The organism is Moraxella tetraodonis, from assembly GCF_022359095.1.
In the GTDB taxonomy this organism is placed as follows: Bacteria; Pseudomonadota; Gammaproteobacteria; order Pseudomonadales; family Moraxellaceae; genus Faucicola; species Faucicola tetraodonis.
Map to the genome: position 1 here is coordinate 829,434 of NZ_JACSYB010000001.1, position 16,163 is coordinate 845,596.

General features: G+C 43.8%; 17 protein-coding genes and 1 pseudogene. 9 read left to right on the forward strand and 9 right to left on the reverse strand.

The features are described from left to right. Window positions 1-44: 44 nt before the first annotated feature. Window positions 45-1,187 (reverse strand): aspartate-semialdehyde dehydrogenase, encoded by a 1,143-nt coding sequence (gene asd, locus H9W84_RS03705; protein ID WP_239741746.1) that lies wholly within the window; start codon window positions 1,185-1,187, stop codon window positions 45-47. 317 nt (window positions 1,188-1,504) lie between these two features. On the opposite strand from asd, the gene H9W84_RS03710 reads away from it, so the two are divergent. The 5 genes from H9W84_RS03710 (at window position 1,505) to H9W84_RS03730 (ending at window position 5,591) form a co-directional block, all read left to right on the forward strand. Beyond that, entirely contained in the window at window positions 1,505-2,635 is a 1,131-nt protein-coding gene (locus H9W84_RS03710) for an endonuclease/exonuclease/phosphatase family protein (protein WP_239741748.1), read from the forward strand. A 496-nt stretch (window positions 2,636-3,131) separates the two neighbouring features. Continuing rightward, on the forward strand, window positions 3,132-3,890 hold the full coding sequence (gene rpe, locus H9W84_RS03715; protein ID WP_420846643.1) for a ribulose-phosphate 3-epimerase: 759 nt from the start codon (window positions 3,132-3,134) through the stop codon (window positions 3,888-3,890). A gap of 35 nt (window positions 3,891-3,925) precedes the next feature. Further along, a complete protein-coding gene (locus H9W84_RS03720) occupies window positions 3,926-4,234 on the forward strand; it encodes a hypothetical protein (RefSeq protein ID WP_239741750.1) in 309 nt (102 codons plus the stop codon). Window positions 4,235-4,343: 109 nt separating this feature from the next. After that, on the forward strand, window positions 4,344-4,664 hold the full coding sequence (locus H9W84_RS03725; protein ID WP_007115494.1) for a hypothetical protein: 321 nt from the start codon (window positions 4,344-4,346) through the stop codon (window positions 4,662-4,664). A gap of 204 nt (window positions 4,665-4,868) precedes the next feature. Beyond that, the gene (locus H9W84_RS03730) at window positions 4,869-5,591 is read left to right on the forward strand and encodes a hypothetical protein (RefSeq protein ID WP_239741752.1); all 723 of its coding nucleotides are present in this window, start codon (window positions 4,869-4,871) and stop codon (window positions 5,589-5,591) included. Window positions 5,592-5,687: 96 nt separating this feature from the next. Here the strand turns inward: H9W84_RS03730 and rluB are convergent, their stop codons facing one another. After that, entirely contained in the window at window positions 5,688-6,551 is an 864-nt protein-coding gene (rluB, locus tag H9W84_RS03735) for a 23S rRNA pseudouridine(2605) synthase RluB (RefSeq protein WP_036591148.1), read from the reverse strand. A gap of 234 nt (window positions 6,552-6,785) precedes the next feature. On the opposite strand from rluB, the gene H9W84_RS03740 reads away from it, so the two are divergent. Beyond that, on the forward strand, window positions 6,786-7,484 hold the full coding sequence (locus H9W84_RS03740; RefSeq protein ID WP_239741754.1) for a DUF805 domain-containing protein: 699 nt from the start codon (window positions 6,786-6,788) through the stop codon (window positions 7,482-7,484). A 62-nt stretch (window positions 7,485-7,546) separates the two neighbouring features. On the opposite strand, the gene scpB is transcribed toward H9W84_RS03740, so the two are convergent. From scpB to H9W84_RS03770, 6 genes are all read right to left on the reverse strand, one after another. Then, window positions 7,547-8,092, reverse strand: a complete 546-nt coding sequence (gene scpB, locus H9W84_RS03745; protein WP_060994756.1) for an SMC-Scp complex subunit ScpB — start codon at window positions 8,090-8,092, stop codon at window positions 7,547-7,549. Then, window positions 8,089-8,877 (reverse strand): segregation and condensation protein A, encoded by a 789-nt coding sequence (locus tag H9W84_RS03750; protein WP_239741756.1) that lies wholly within the window; start codon window positions 8,875-8,877, stop codon window positions 8,089-8,091. Before H9W84_RS03750 ends, scpB begins: the two co-directional genes overlap by 4 nt. Next, window positions 8,874-9,500 (reverse strand): nuclease-related domain-containing protein, encoded by a 627-nt coding sequence (locus tag H9W84_RS03755; RefSeq protein ID WP_275579716.1) that lies wholly within the window; start codon window positions 9,498-9,500, stop codon window positions 8,874-8,876. The genes H9W84_RS03750 and H9W84_RS03755 overlap by 4 nt, the downstream gene beginning before the upstream one ends. Window positions 9,501-9,507: 7 nt before the next feature. Then, complete coding sequence (locus H9W84_RS03760; protein ID WP_239741760.1) at window positions 9,508-10,122, reverse strand: O-methyltransferase; 615 nt, start codon at window positions 10,120-10,122, stop codon at window positions 9,508-9,510. Between the two features lie 10 nt (window positions 10,123-10,132). Then, a complete protein-coding gene (gene trpS, locus H9W84_RS03765) occupies window positions 10,133-11,224 on the reverse strand; it encodes a tryptophan--tRNA ligase (RefSeq protein ID WP_239741762.1) in 1,092 nt (363 codons plus the stop codon). Window positions 11,225-11,351: 127 nt separating this feature from the next. Then, window positions 11,352-12,341, reverse strand: a complete 990-nt coding sequence (locus tag H9W84_RS03770; protein ID WP_239743624.1) for an LpxL/LpxP family acyltransferase — start codon at window positions 12,339-12,341, stop codon at window positions 11,352-11,354. A 511-nt stretch (window positions 12,342-12,852) separates the two neighbouring features. Between H9W84_RS03770 and H9W84_RS03775 the strand changes: the two genes are divergently transcribed. From H9W84_RS03775 to H9W84_RS03785, 3 genes and pseudogenes are all read left to right on the forward strand, one after another. Next, window positions 12,853-14,943 carry a carbon starvation CstA family protein gene (locus H9W84_RS03775; RefSeq protein WP_413816270.1) on the forward strand — a complete coding sequence of 697 codons (2,091 nt, stop codon included), beginning with the start codon at window positions 12,853-12,855 and terminating at the stop codon, window positions 14,941-14,943. Window positions 14,944-15,032: 89 nt separating this feature from the next. Beyond that, the gene (locus H9W84_RS03780; protein ID WP_239741764.1) at window positions 15,033-15,317 is read left to right on the forward strand and encodes a YbdD/YjiX family protein; all 285 of its coding nucleotides are present in this window, start codon (window positions 15,033-15,035) and stop codon (window positions 15,315-15,317) included. 86 nt (window positions 15,318-15,403) lie between these two features. Beyond that, window positions 15,404-15,490, forward strand: a pseudogene (locus tag H9W84_RS03785) (hypothetical protein); the annotation flags it as partial. 124 nt (window positions 15,491-15,614) lie between these two features. Here H9W84_RS03785 and H9W84_RS03790 read toward each other — a convergent pair. After that, window positions 15,615-16,142: an O-acetyl-ADP-ribose deacetylase gene (locus H9W84_RS03790; protein ID WP_095355714.1), complete on the reverse strand. Its 528-nt coding sequence runs from the start codon at window positions 16,140-16,142 to the stop codon at window positions 15,615-15,617. Between the last annotated feature and the right edge of the window lie 21 nt (window positions 16,143-16,163).

Below are 16,163 nucleotides of genomic sequence, written 5' to 3' on the forward strand. Positions count from 1 at the left end.
AAAAAACACGCCCTAGTCAGCGTGTTTTTTATAAAACCTTGGGTTTATAATTGATTGCGGATAATCGCAAGTGTGCGGCGTAGTGGCTCTGCCGCGCCCCATAACAACTGATCGCCTACGGTAAAGGCGGATAAATATTCGCCACCTAGATTCATCTTACGAAGACGACCTACGGCAACTTTAAGGGTGCCCGTGACCGCGACTGGGGTTAAACGCTCAACGCTTGCTGCTTTGTCATTTTCTACCACATCTAGCCACTCATTACCACTGTTACGAAGTGCAGCTTCAATTTCTTCTAGAGGGATGTCTTTTTTTAGTTTGATGGTCAAGCCTTGTGAGTGACAACGCATGGCACCGATACGCACGCAGATACCATCAATCGGCACAATGTTAGCATTATTTTTGTCTGCATCATTGCCTAAGATTTTGTTGGTTTCAACACAGCCTTTCCACTCTTCTTTTGATTGACCGTTTTCTAGTTGTACATCAATGTAAGGAATTAAGCTACCAGCAAGCGGCGCACCAAAGTATTGTTTTGGGAAGTCACTGTTACGTTGTAATTCGGCTACTTTACGGTCAATTTCTAAAATTGCGCCTGCCGGGTTATTAAGTTCGTCTGCAACGCCATCATGGATGTAGCCCATGCCTTTGATAAGCTCACGCATGTTGTTGGCGCCCGCACCACTTGCCGCTTGGTAAGTCATCGCAGATACCCATTCAACCCAATCGCGTTTGAACAACTCGCCAATCGCCATCAACATCAAAGATACCGTACAGTTACCACCGATAAAGTCTTTTTGACCATTTTTGATAGCGTCATCAATGACATTGCGGTTGACTGGGTCTAGAACGATGATGCTATTGTCAGTCATACGTAGGGTGCTTGCTGCATCAATCCAGTAACCTGTCCAACCTTTATCACGTAGCGGTTGATGGACTTCTTTAGTATAGTCACCGCCTTGACAAGTAATAATGACATCACAAGCCGCTAAAGCCGCTAAGTCATGCGCATCTTCAAGCTTGCTAGGGGCAATGCCATTTGGGGTAGGGGCATCGCCACCGGCATTACTGGTAGAGAAAAACACGGGGGTAATCCCTTCAAAGTCGTTTTCATCTATCATACGTTGCATTAATACCGAACCGACCATTCCACGCCATCCGACCAAACCTACGCGTAGCTGACTCATGATAACCCTTCCTTACTGTAAACAAAATAAAATAAATAGTGCAGAAAATTCACATTGATTTTTCAATTAGTAACCTGTTACCTTGCCTGTATTTGTAAGGTTTTGCAAGTGAATTTTTTTTTACATGGGGCATCTATTTAGCTATAGATGGTAGGCTGATAGCGATGTCAGGGTGAAAAATAGCGTTTGGCAACACAACTGCAATTTATCAGCATTATTTTTGCGGCTACTATATCGCCATACTGATGATCACAAGATAATGATAACAAGCTAATATTGACCAACGTAAACCGCAATATAACATGAAAGGATAGACAATGACGCTGTTGTTACAGTTGCTAGCAGGTTTTGTGGTTTTTGCAACTTTTTGGGCAACCATCCCTAGGTTTGAATGGTGGTTTAGGGTTGCCGATTTTCCCAGAAATCAATTGATTTTTTTGGGGGTGGTGGCGCTCATTGGCTTACTTTGGCTGGGCGCTTTTGACAGTCGTTGGCAGATGGGATTAATTTTACTGCTGGTTATTGCGCTGGCTATGCAAGCGTACATGGTGTTGCCTTATACGTTTTTGTGGAAGAAACAAGTGCAAACGGCAAAGCCAAAATCACGCGATTATCAAGTGAAATTATTGGTTGCCAATGTGTTGACGACCAATCCAAATAAACAAGCTTTGATTGACCTTATCCATACCCATCAACCCGATATTGTATTGACACTTGAAACTGACCAAGTGTGGCAAGACGCTTTAAGCCCCATTGAGGCTGACTATCCATTTAACGTCAAAGTACCACTCGATAACTTATATGGTATGCATTTGTACTCAAAGCTTGAGCTTATCAATCCCCAAGTAAAATATCTGGTGGTTGATGATATCCCGTCAATTCATACCCAAGTTCGCCTAGCCATAGGAAAGGTTATTTGGCTATACTGCTTGCATCCCATGCCACCGAGTCCAACCGAAGCGGATAAATCGGTGACACGGGATGCTGAGCTGTTAATGGTAGGCAAACATATAAACGCCAACGATTTGACGGTGATTGTTGCAGGGGATCTCAATGATGTGGCGTGGTCGCATACCACACGCATGTTCCAGCGTATCTCAGGGCTACTAGACCCTCGCATTGGGCGAAAATTCATCAATACCTTTCACGCCAGTTACCCATTTTTGCGCTGGGCGCTTGACCATGTTTTTCACAGCAATCACTTCACGCTGGTATCGATGGCGCGTATGCCGAACATTGGCTCTGACCATTTCCCCGTGCTGACTACTTTACAATATGAACCTGAAGTCATGGATGAGCAGCCTGAACCTTTGCCAAGCATCGCCGATCACCAAGAGGCAAAAGAAACCATCAAAGAAGGGATTAAAGAAGGCGAAAAGCTATCGGAAGCTCAGACTGATAGCGCTAGTGATGCTAGCAAATTATTGAAAGGCGCATTAGAAAGCTAGCAGCGGGCAAGCTAAAGCTGCATGTAAGCATTTGCTTACAACAGATTCCGCCTTTTGCGGCTAGTAACCAACCGTGCAACAAACTACAATGAACTCATCAACACAAGGATGATACCAAGGAATGGTAGTGTTGAGACACTCAGGATGAGTAATATCATGGAAAGCCAATAATAATAACATAGTTGACATGAAGTGCCCTAAAACCCAAGTCTATTGCCCTAAGACTTGGGTTTTATCTTTTTTGGTACTTATCAATCATAATCTAGCCTAATTTAGCATAGTCTAGCTACCTTGTTTTGACTACTTAAATACAAATGCTGCAAGGCTTGTGGCGGTATTTATTTTCACGGGCAGCAAATAGTCGCTGTCAATAGTCCTAGTCACCAAATATTAGCCACCAAATAATAGCCACCAAGTAATAGTCACCAAATAGTCGAAGTTTTTTAAAATAATCTTTGCTAAAATATCCGCAACTTTTAATCAAAGCTGACGGACAATGATGATGAACCAGTCTGAACTTCTTGAAGACTCACCTAAACAAGCCCCTAATAAATTTGCCCATCCCAACAATGATAGCCAATTTCTGATTGCTCCTTCGATTTTGTCGGCAGATTTCGCCCGTCTGGGCGAGGAGGTCGAGAAGGTAATCGCCGCGGGTGCGGATGTGGTGCATTTTGACGTGATGGACAATCATTATGTCCCAAATTTGACCTTTGGTAGCATGATTTGTCAGGCGCTGCGTGATTATGGGGTAACTGCGCCGATAGATGTGCATTTGATGGTATCACCGGTTGATAGTATGATTGAGCAGTTCTTAAAAGCGGGCGCTAGCATCATTACCTTTCATCCAGAAGCCACGCAACATGTCGATCGCTCTTTACAACTCATCAAAGATGGGGGCGCTGACTGTGGATTGGTGCTCAATCCCGCCACGCCGCTACACTATCTAGACTATGTGATGGATAAAGTTGACCAGATTTTATTGATGAGTGTTAACCCAGGGTTTGGTGGGCAAGCATTTATTGATGGTACTCTCAAAAAAATAGAAGCGGTGCGCGAAATGATTAGGCTATCGGGTCGCAATATTCGCCTTGAAGTCGATGGCGGTATCAAAGCCAGTAATATTCGTGCGGTTGCCGAAGCAGGGGCTGATATGTTTGTCGCAGGTTCAGCGATATTTAATCAACCTGATTATCGCCAAGCGATTGATGCGATGCGTGCCGAACTGGCTTTGGTCGGTCGCTTGCCAGCGTAAATGCTACACAAGCCATGATACACAAGGAAATTGGTATGGACGTTCAATCCCCGTCTTTAGTACCCAAAGGGCTGACAATTGGACTGGCAATATTTGCGGTGTTGCTAGGGTTGGCAGGTTTTGGGTTTAGGTTGATGTTTGGCGATAGTTTATCATCAATGCTGCCCTCACTGGTGAGTACCATTGCGATTTTTTGGCTCGGTATTCCACTGACTTTTGTCGTGGGCTCAAAGGTGTTAAATCGCTACTCAGGGCGTGCACCGATTCAAAATCGCAATGCGTTAACCTTGGGTTTGTTATTTAGCTGTGTGGCGATGCTATGGATGATGGCGGCATATTCGTAGAAGTTTGTTCGGCGAGTCGGCACTCCAAGACATTAACGCTAAAAATTGACGCTAGACATTGATGCTACACATAACACTAATACACAGCAATTATTTAGGAATTTATTGAATGGCATTGCCACATTATACTAAACAAGAATTATCGATTTATCCCAGTAATCTTCCAAAAGGTTTAATCAACACACTGATAGTTGCTTGCTTGCTGTTAGGGTTGGCGGCTTTACGCAGTAGCAAGGGAATGCAAGGCTGGCTCAATGTCATCGAAAATTGGGTGTTTATGCTATTGTGGATTCCGCTTGCCGTCACCCTTTGCGCATTACCTTTTAAGTTACGAGATGACAGTTTTGAGCTTAAACTGGCGTATTATCTCGGCATGTTTGTGGCATTCTTATTTGAAATCAATAAACTTCGCTATTGGCATACCATGTAAACTAAACATCACGATTTAGGGTAACAGTTAATATCTAAAAGTAATCGCTAAAAGTTCTGCGCAATACTTTTTTTTGACCGATGAATTTTTAGGCTTAGCCAACACTAACATGCTTGAATTTTTAAACAGTCGCAATCATAGTAATGCTATATTTGCTTTTTATAGGCAGGCTGTTATTGATAGACAAGCTGTTAGGGCGTATAGATGAATATTTTGCTCGGTATATTGTTGACTGTATTGATAAGCTTTTTGGTGTATCGATGGATAAGGCTGGCTTGGTATAAACTACATGACATGGCAGGTATTGAGGTCGGTATGTCTCAATATTCTGTGCCGCCCACAGCATCACTGGCAAAACCAAAAACCATGCGCTTGGCGTACCAATCAAACATGCCAATTCCCAATACCTTCGGTAGTGATAGCCGTTTTAACTTAATGCCACGTGCTAGCAAAAATGCAAGCAATAAAAAATGGTTTAAAGCAAAAAATCAACAACTGCGATTATCTTCATCTTCGATTTTAGGTATTGATGGCGCGTCAATTGAACGTATGCCAACAGCTGCCGTGATGCTGCTTGATACAATCCATGACAAACTCATTCGTTATCAGGAGTGGCAACTTGACCAAAGTCAGTCAGTCAACCAACCAGACCACCTGCAAACCCAATGGTTGACTGAAAATAAGTTTGTGGTCAATCGCTTGATTGAGCAGACGATTCCTGAAGCAGTACACCAGTATGACCAAATTGCCAAATATCATCCCAGTCAGCTCAATCAAAAAATTCAGGGGGATATGACCGCAGGCGATATGCTCATTGAGGTATTGGCTCGGGTCAATCTGCAATTAGATGAATTGCTCAATGAGATGTTTAATGAAGTCAGCCAGCAATTTGCGTCAACTTACCGCTATGTCAAAAATCGCACGTAGTTGATGGTAGATTAACATTGGTATATTAAAATGAAAAAAGCGTATCAATTTGATACGCTTTTTTTATAACTTTCTTTTTTGTGAGTTTTATAGCGGTTAGCTGCTTCTTTTTTCTTTATCGCGGCGTAAGTGATGACCCCCACGGCGCGCTTTTAGCGGTTTTTTCTCAAAGCGTTCTTGGCGGCGTTTGGCAATGCCGTAAAGCCCTGTGCCTTGGCGCGGGCGAATGTTGACAAGTCCTGCTAAGGTGTCAATCTCACGGCGATCTAGCTCAAGATAGCGACCGGTACGAAGCTCCCTTGGGAGACTGACAGAGCCGTAACGGATACGTAGTAATCGGCTTACTTTTAAGCCTTGCGATTCAAATAAGCGGCGTACTTCACGATTGCGACCTTCTTTGAGTTTGACTTGGTACCATTTGTTGATACCTTCACCGCCTTTTTCAACGATGTCATCAAACTGTGCCATACCATCTTCTAGCATGACGCCTCGTTTGAGATTTAAGATAATCTCAGGGGTGACTTCGCCCATCACACGCACCGCATATTCGCGCTCTATTTCATTTGATGGGTGCATCAGACGGTGAGCCAGTTCACCATCATTGGTAAATAGCAATAAACCTGTTGAGTTGATGTCCAACCGACCCACCATTACCCAGCGGTCATGGTTCAGTGGTGGCAGGCGCTCAAACACCGTAGGACGACCTTCTGGGTCATGGGCTGAGCAAATTTCGCCTTCTGGCTTGTAATACATCAATATACGGCGGCGTTTTTCGTTTTCTGCGGTATAGCGTAGCAAACGTCCATCGACTCGGATTTCATCGCCCTGTCCGACACGGTCACCAATGGTAGCGACAGTCCCGTTAACACTGACGCGACCTTCGCGAATCACATCTTCCATTTGGCGGCGCGAACCTAAGCCTAGACGGGCGAGCGCTTTTTGCAGTTTTTCGTCTTTCATTCAATAATCCTTTAATAGGTAGCAACATTTCACAATGTTGTGCTAGCATGAAACTTCATGCTTGTGCCTATTGTAGGACAAGCGATGGTTGAATGCTAGTATAAAGTCATGTGGCTAAATTTTAACCAGTATTTTAGCCAAAAAGTTAACATAAATAATGTCACATTGTAAAAATTATTTTAGGTTATAATCATCGACATAAGTAAATTAATACAACTATAAGGAATAATAACAATGAAAGGGCAAATAGCCAATTTCTCGCCGCAACATGGCCAAGGTATCATCATGGCGGAGGACGGCAAAAATTACCCATTTACTAGTCAACAATGGCAACAAGCCACGGCACCGATGGCAGGACAACAAGTAGAATTTAGTGTCGATGCGCAGGGTAATGCAGTGGCAGTTGTCGGTCTTGCCACAGGCAATGCTATTAATCTGAACAAACCGATAGATAGCACAATTGCGCCCATCCCTCACGGCTATACAGACAACCCTACAACTGCCAACTATGGTCAAGTTACTCACACAGCGGGCATGAATACTGTCAATCCAGCATGGGCAATTGAAGAAAATTATGGTTTTTTTGATTGGGTCAAAAAAAGTCTCAGCAATTATGCCAATTTTAAAGGGCGCGCTAGACGTAAAGAATATTGGTATTTTTATTTGGCGTGGCTCATGTTGTATCTGGGTGGGGCAATCATTGATTATATGATTGGCACCGATGGCATTGTGGCGGGGCTTATTGCTTTGGCGTTGGTGATTCCCAATATCGCAGTAGCTGTTCGCCGTTTACATGATGTTAATAAATCAGGTTGGTGGATGCTGATTGCCTTTATCCCCATCATTGGCGGAATTGTGCTGCTGGTGTGGTATTGCACAGATACCAAGCCAAATGTCAACCAGTGGGGCGTCCCTGCTCGCCGCTTGCCTTAATACATTCTTGATGCAGGGTCTTTAAACAGGTTCTTTAAAAAGCTGCCCAGTCGGTAGCTTTTTTATAGCTCAAGCTGTTGCACATCAGCTAGCTTTGGTAAATCTTGCAAACTTTCAAGCCCAAAGGCGGCTAAAAACGCTGGGGTAGTATGCAGTAGTGCAGGACGTCCCAGCGTATCGCGAAATCCTTGCTCAATAATCCAGCCTTTATCAAATAGTTGCCGTAAAATATTGCTCGATACAGTCACGCCACGAATTTGTTCAATATCGCCACGCGTCACCGGTTGTTTATAAGCAATCACACTTAACGTCTCTAATAACGCTTGGCTTAAGGTTTCTTGACGCTGGGGAAAAACTTGCTGAATAAGCGGGCTAAAGTCATTGGCGATTTGTAATCGGTAGCCGCTCGCGGTATCCGCTAAGGTTAACGCGCCTTGTGATAGACGCTGCTGCAAGACCGTGAGCGCCATGCTCAGTTGGTTTGGATTAATCGATAGCCAGTGACATAGCTGTTTGGCAGTAATCGGGGTTTCTGAGGCATGTAAAATCGCTTCGATAGATTTGCTATGCTGCTGGGCAAGCTGATGTTGTTGGTTAAAATCGGTCATGACGATGCCCATATCAAGGTTAGTTCGCTTACATCGGAAGATTCGTCATTTTGTTGTGCGACAAACTTTAGCATCCGTTGTTTTGCTAATTCTAAAATGGCGACAAAACTCACCACCACACCCAGTTTGCCTTGTGATTTATCTAATATGTCGTGGAAAGTGCCTTGACCACGACTTGTCAACATACGGCTAATACTTGCCATACGCTCTGCTAATGGCACGATATCGGCTTTGACATGGTGCATTTGGTAATCGGGTTTTAGCTGCATTTTGATTAAACTGTCGGCAAGCATGGTGGCAGGATAGGGTGCAATCTCTTTGGCTAGTATATCAGGGCTTGGCAAACTGGCGTATGCCAAAAATACATCGCGCTCAAGCCGCATTAATGCATCGATACGCTGACTGGCGTGTTTGATTTGGGCGTATTGTTCAAGTCTGTCAATCAGCTGCTTGGTGGGGTTTTTTTCATCCTCTGGCCGTTGCGGGCTTGGTAGTAACAATTCGCTTTTGATAGCAATCAAGGTACTTGCCATCAGCAAATAATCGCCTGCCAACTCAAAATGATTGTCATCCAATTCCTCAATATAAGTCAGGTACTGCTCGGTAATCGGCAAAATCGCTGTGGTGGTGATATCAAAGTTATTTTTTTTGACCAAGTACAACAAAAAATCCAGCGGACCTTCAAACTGCTCCAGCCAAATGGCAAAGGCTTCAGGCGGAATATAAAGGTCTTCGGGCAGACTTTGAACAGGCGTCTCAAAAATTCGAATGGCTAAATTGGTCATTTGTGATGTTGTTTTTTTAGGTTTTGAATATGCTGATGGCGAGTTTTGAGCGTATTATCAAGACGATTTTTAGCCAATAATTGGCAGATTTGCTGAACTTGTATGTCGCTGAGTTTTTGTTGGTCAAATGACAAAATATAATCTGTGAAGTTTCCCAAGCGACAGATATTGACTGGAAAATTACTTTTTAATTCACATTCACCTGTAAATACAATAACTGAATGAAAAACGTCATTCGGTAAATCTAATAAATTCTCTAATGTTTTGATATGTTTATAATTTTGTCGTAACGGATTTTGGAAAAGATGTTTTTTGCCATAAATATTTTGCGTCCATTTGGCATCTTTGACTTTACCATAAATCCACCCTTTATAGTTTTTAGTTTCAACCACGAAAATACCAAAACGCGACACATAAATATGGTCAATTTGCGTAGAACCTTCATCAGTTGCTAAAGTGACGTTTTGCAAATCATGGTAGCTATCATGTGGCAGCTTGCGATTAGCAGCTTTTTCAACCATTTTTTCGCCAAACCAACCTTTAAAAGTAGGCGATTTTAAAAAACTAATGATAAGGAAAAGAGGAATTAACCACCAAATTTGTTTTAATAATTCCCATAGCATTTTGTTTTTAATCCTTTGATTGTTTAACGGCTAAAAACAATCCTGCCCCAATTGATAGGGTAGAGCACAGATAGTTGCTGTCCTGTTCAAAGGCTGACAAAAACGCTGCTACTTCATCGGCATGAGAAATCACATTATCGACAATCAGCATATCACCAAAGGTCAGTAACCGCTTAAAGTCAGCCACATAGTCAACATAAAACCTACGCTCTGCGTCCAAGAAAATCACATCAAAATGGGCGGTTGACTGACGTAAAAAATCCTTCGCATCGACTTGTTGTAGCGTGATATTGTGGTCAAACTGCAAGGTACGCAGGTGATTGCGAGCAGTTAGTAATCGCCACTCGTCGATATCAATCGAGGTCAATGTGGCACTATCCGCGGTATTGGCGCGATTGATTTGGGCTAACGCATAGCCTAGCCATAGCGTAGAATAGCCTGTTGATGTGCCGATTTCTAATATATTTTTAGCCCGCTTACTGATAACCAGACTGGCAAGAAACTCGGCTGAATCAGGCTCAAGGTGGCGATGTCGGTTAAGACGGTTGGGCTGCGCATCGTCAAAGGCTTTATCGGTTTGATAAAGCCTATCGGTATAGGCTTTAAAGTGTGCAAATGACATGAGTGACTCGTTATTTTTTGAGTTTGGCAAGGGGTTTGATACCAATGGCTTTTCGTACTTTTTCAAGGCGTTTTCGCGCATCACGGCGGGCTTTTTCTGCGCCCATTTGTAGGATTTCTTCCAATTCTTTTGGATTCGCCATCAATTCATTGTAACGAGCACGGAAAGGGGCAATTTCGCTGTTAATTTTTTCAAACAACATTTCTTTGGCATCGCCCCAACCGATACCTTGCTCAAAACGTTGACGCAGTAGTTGTTGTTCTTCCGCGCTAGCGAATGCACGATAAATCTCAAAAATCGTGGATTCATCGGGGTTTTTGGGTTCTTCTGGTAACTGTGAATTAGTAACAATACGCATGATGGCTTTTCGCAGCGCTTTTTCACCGTCTACTTGCGACTGATTTGATGAAGGGTTGCCAAATAACGGAATGGTATTGCCATAGCTTTTTGACATTTTACGACCATCAAGCCCCGTCAGTAGCGGCGTGTCATCATCTACCATGGCTTCGGGCAATACAAAAATCGGTTTTTCCGGGTCACAATAGCGAAAATTAAAGGTACCTGCGATATCACGTGCCATCTCGATATGCTGGATTTGGTCTTTACCCACAGGCACATGGGTGGCATTGAACATCAAAATATCCGCAGCCATTAACACAGGATAACTAAATAACCCCATCGAAATGCCATAATCAGGGTCAGTGTCTGGCGTTTCACGGTTAGCATCTACGGCGGCTTTGTAGGCGTGCGCACGATTCATCAAACCTTTAGCACAGTTACAGTTGAGCACCCAAGTTAGCTCTGGAATTTCGATAATATCCGACTGGCGGTAAAACACCACGCGTTCAGGGTCGAGACCACACGCAAGCCATGTCGCGGCAATTGCCTTGGTAGAGGCATGAATCGCCTCAGGGTCGTGGCATTTGATAAGTGCATGCAAATCCGCCAAGAAAAAATAAGCGTCGCTTTCTCCCGTACTGGCGCCTTGTATCGCCGATTGTATGGCTGGGCGAATAGCACCGACGTAGTTGCCAAGATGGGGAATACCACTGGTAGTAATACCGGTTAAAATGCGGCGCGGCGCGGCTGTTTTATCATTCATATTCAAAATTCCAAACAAAAGCAAAAAAAGTACAAAATAGGCAAAAAAATTGTCCGCTAGTATAGCGGTTTTTGACTACAAATTCATGCCAAAAATTGGCTGAGCCCCTTGAGCCAAATGAGTAATATTAGCGGTAATAGCGGATACCAGTAGGCTGAGTTTTATAGCGCCGATGAAACCACATGTATTGGGTCGGGTCGATACGGATATAATTTTCTAATAGCTGATTGATGCGTTTGGCATCTGCTAACTCATCTTCGGTTGGGTAGTTGTCAATGACAGGCGAGAAGATGATGTGATAATGCGGTTTGCGACCTTTTGGCATCTCATCCGGGGTTTCCCGATAAAAATGCAACATCATCACGGCAGGTGGATTGGCTTTATTGCCCAGTTTTGCCATGCGACGTGGTGCGGTCAAGGTGGCAGCGGGCACCCCAAAAAAGTCTGCCATTACGCCTTGTTTTAGCCCAAAATCTTGGTCGGGGGTGATCCATACCACATGGTTGTCTTTGAGATTTTTGGCAAAATGGCGCATATCGCGATGACTGATTTGGTCGCTATAAACCTTGGAGCGAGCATTAAAAATAAACCAATCAAGCAGCGCATTGTTTTGCGGTCGATACACCACATCCAGCGGGGTGAACATGGTGGTCAGCCGTCCACCCAAATCGAGCAAAGTCGAATGGATACCGAGTAAAATCACCGCTTTACCTTGCGATTGGGCGTTTTTGACATGTTGCAGCCCTGATACAGTGACACAGCGGGTAAATACATCAGGTCGATACCACGCACACAGGCTTTCAAACACACCCACACCGGCATTGATAAAAATCTTCTCTGCCATCTCTAAACGCTGATCTTCGCTGAGCTCTGGAAACGCCAATGACAAATTGATCAAAGTATCGGCTCGGCGGCTTTTAATCAGTCCAAATAACGATTTTCCCAAAAAATGACCGATTTTAAATTGATAGCGCAACGGCAAATAAATCAATGGCAAAATTAGCGCAACCCCAAGCCAAATCCCCCAATATTGCGGCAACAAAAACTGCCATTGAAAAGGCTTACGCGCTGTACGGTTATTTGATTGCAGTTTTTGCAACTCGCTCACCTTTGGCATGCCTTCAAGTGTTACGGTTGACTGATGCAGCAGATTGGCATCGGCATTACTGCCACTATCCTTACTGGCAGTATCAACCGAGGTCATTTTGGCTGTTGGGTCAAACATTTGGGGCTTATGATTTTGGATTGGTTTCATATGGTATGTTTCATAAAAAAATACATAAAAAATGCAAAAATAAATGCCGTAGTAGTGACTTGGTAGATTAAGTTTGTAAAACTGGTCAAAAAATATACGCTAAAATATACAGGCTTTTAAGCTGATTGGCTCATTATATCAAACAACGGCGCAGGCTAAAGCCAGTAAATTTAGTATATATTGGGTAACAGTGATACATTGAATGACGAATAACCATTAATCCATGTTACAATTTGCAAAATATTACAAAAAACTAGCAATGATTATTTAACGTAATTACATGTTAATTTAGTTCAGTTGAAGATAATTGCTTTTATCTCTACCCCAGGATGACCTTATATAAAAAGGAGTTGACATGCAGACAAATTCCGCAATGACAAGTAACTCCCCCATGCTATCAAAGATAGTATGGTTACTTGTTGCAGTTATTGGCGCAGTGGCATTAGGGACAATCGCCCTGCACCGCGGCGAAAGTATCAATGCGGTGTGGCTCGTCGCCGCTGCCGTGTGTTCGTATAGCATTGCTTATCGCTACTATAGCTTATTTATCGCCAAAAAAGTCTTTGAACTCAATCCCCGCCGCGTGACACCCGCTCATCGCCTAAAAGATGGCTTAGATTATGTACCTACCAATAAATACGTCTTATTTGGTCACCACTTTGCTGCGATTGCTGGGGCAGGTCCTTTAGTCGGTCCTATCTTAGCGGCACAAATGGGTTATTTGCCAGGTACGCTATGGCTCATCATTGGTGTGGTATTTGCAGGTGCGGTACAAGATTTTACTGTACTATTTATCTCGACCCGCCGTGATGGCAAGTCACTGGGTGAAATGGCAAAAGACGAGCTGGGTACTTTTACGGGTATTACGGTGATGCTCGGTGCACTCGGCGTGATGGTCATTATTCTTGCAGTACTGGCACTGGTAGTCGTCAAAGCATTGGCACACAGTCCTTGGGGGCTATTTACCATCGCGGCAACGATTCCTATCGCGCTACTGATGGGCATCTACATGCGTTATTTACGCCCAGGTAAAATCATGGAAGTGTCTATCATCGGCTTTGTGTTGATGATGGCGGCGATTGTATTTGGTGGCGATATTGCCAAAGACCCTGCGATGGCTGAATTGTTTACCTTGACAGGTACCCAGCTGACTTGGGCTTTGATGATTTATGGTGTGGTGGCATCGGTATTGCCTGTGTGGCTGCTGCTTGCGCCGCGTGATTATTTATCTACTTTTTTAAAAATAGGGGTGATTGCGGGTTTGGCAGTGGCGATTGTCTTTACCATGCCAGAGTTAAAAATGCCTGCGGTTACCAAATTTATCGATGGTACAGGTCCGGTATTCAAAGGTGGGTTATTTCCGTTCTTGTTTATTACCATTGCTTGTGGTGCTATCTCTGGTTTTCACGCCTTGGTATCGAGTGGGACGACCCCAAAACTTGTGGACAATGAAGTAGATACTCGCGCCATTGGTTATGGTGGTATGCTCATGGAGTCGATGGTTGGTATCATGGCAATGATCTGTGCCACCATTCTTGACCCTGGTATGTATTTTGCGATTAATGCCCCAGCAGCGCTTTTAGGTACGACACCCGAGACAGCTGCAGCCGCTATCCAAAAATTGGGGTTTGTAATTACCCCCGATGCGCTTACGACACTAGCGCAGCAAGTGGGTGAGAGCTCCATTATCTCACGGACAGGCGGTGCACCGACCTTTGCAATTGGGATGGCACATATCCTATCGTCTATCTTTGGTAGTACCGCGATGATGGGGTTTTGGTATCATTTTGCGATTTTATTCGAAGCCTTGTTTATTTTGACTGCCGTGGATGCAGGGACGCGTGCTTGTCGTTTTATGGTACAAGACACGATTGGCATCGTGGTGCCATCGGTACGTGGCTCAACCAATCTCGGCGTGCATTTGCTTGCGACTTTGATTGCAGTAGCCGCTTGGGGATTCTTTGTCTACCAAGGCGTGATTGATCCGCTTGGGGGCATTAACTCATTGTGGCCGCTGTTTGGCATCGGTAACCAAATCTTGGCAGCCATGGCATTGACCCTAGGCACTGCAGTTTTATTTAAAATGAAAAAACAAAAGTATGCTTGGGTCACTGTGGCACCCACGGTTTTCTTATTGATTACCTGTCTGACAGCGGGTTGGCAAAAAATCTTCCATGAAAACCCAGCGATTGGTTTCTTGGCGCAAGCGCACAAATACAGCGCCGCGATTGCCAAAGGTGAAGTGTTAAAACCTGCCAAAACCTTGGATGAGATGCAAACCATCGTATTCTCAAACTATGTGGATGCCGTGCTTTGTGGCTTCTTTATGATTGTGATGATTGTCATGATTTTCGGTACGATTCGCGCATTAACAAAAGCCTTGGCAAGTGATAAACCTACTGTGGTTGAAGGTGAGGCGATTTATGAAGATCCAAAACCCTTGAATATTTCTGCACCGCATTAGTGAAAAATTACCAGCAATTGCACAATATTGTATTGTGCAATTGCTTTGATTTCACCAAAACCATGCTACGCAGATAGAAGGAGAGTCACATGAGTAATAACGCGTTAATCGCTAACTTGATTAAAATGACCTTAAAGGCGCAAAAGGAGGTAATTTTTAGCCCAAAAAATATGACCCGCCTAATCACGCTGGTCAAACGGATGCAACAAAGCTTTCGTTTGATGGTCGGTGTCCCTGATTATACGACCTACGTTAGCCATATGCAGGAGCAGCATCCTGACCTAGAGCCGATGGATGAAAAGACCTTTTTTCGCTACTGCGTCGATGCGCGCTACCCGAGTAATGGCGGTGGCATGAAGCGATGCCCTTGTTAATCAAAAAACATTAAAAAAACAGTCTAAAATTAGGCTGTTTTTTATCAAAATTGAATTGTTAATTTTTGTAAATATGGCCAATGATTGTCGGCAAAAATGACCCAAGATTTATACACAATCGCCCGTTGGCAGGTCTGGTGGCAGTGTGTGTAGGCTCTCATATCATGCACCCTTAAGGCGGTTTATTGTTTCATTTTTCATGATTGCAAGTTGGCAGTCGCCCATGGATTTGGACATTGCGTTCAGATACTGCTTTGCGATAGTTAAGGCTTCGCCATCATGTAAAATTTGCATATTTTAATTTTCGGGTTGGACTAAATTTAGATAAAGCTGATAATTTTCTGCATCAAAACAGACAAAGATAATGTCTTCAAATTCATGATTTTCGTTTTGCTTGACGAAATCTTTTACGGTGTTTACCGCAATTTGTGCGGCTTGTTGTTTTGGAAAACGATACACACCCGTTGAAATATTGGGAAAAGCAATGGTTTTAACGCCGTTTTGCTCAGCAAGTTTCAGCGATTCGGTGTAACAACTTGCTAGTAGCGCTGACTCATTTGACTGTCCGCCATGCCAAACAGGTCCGACGGTGTGAATCACATATTTGGCGGGTAAATTCCCTGCAGGGGTAATCACGGCTTTGCCAGTAGGACAACCGCCTTGCTCATCATGAATCACTCGACAAGCCGCAAGCAGTGACGTGCCTGCTTTACGGTGAATAGCGCCATCAACCCCGCCGCCACCGAGCAATGAATTGTTGGCAGCGTTGACAATCGCATCAACAGCTAGGGTCGTAATATCTTGTTGTACGACACGGATTTGCATGCTTGTACTCCTTATGATTTT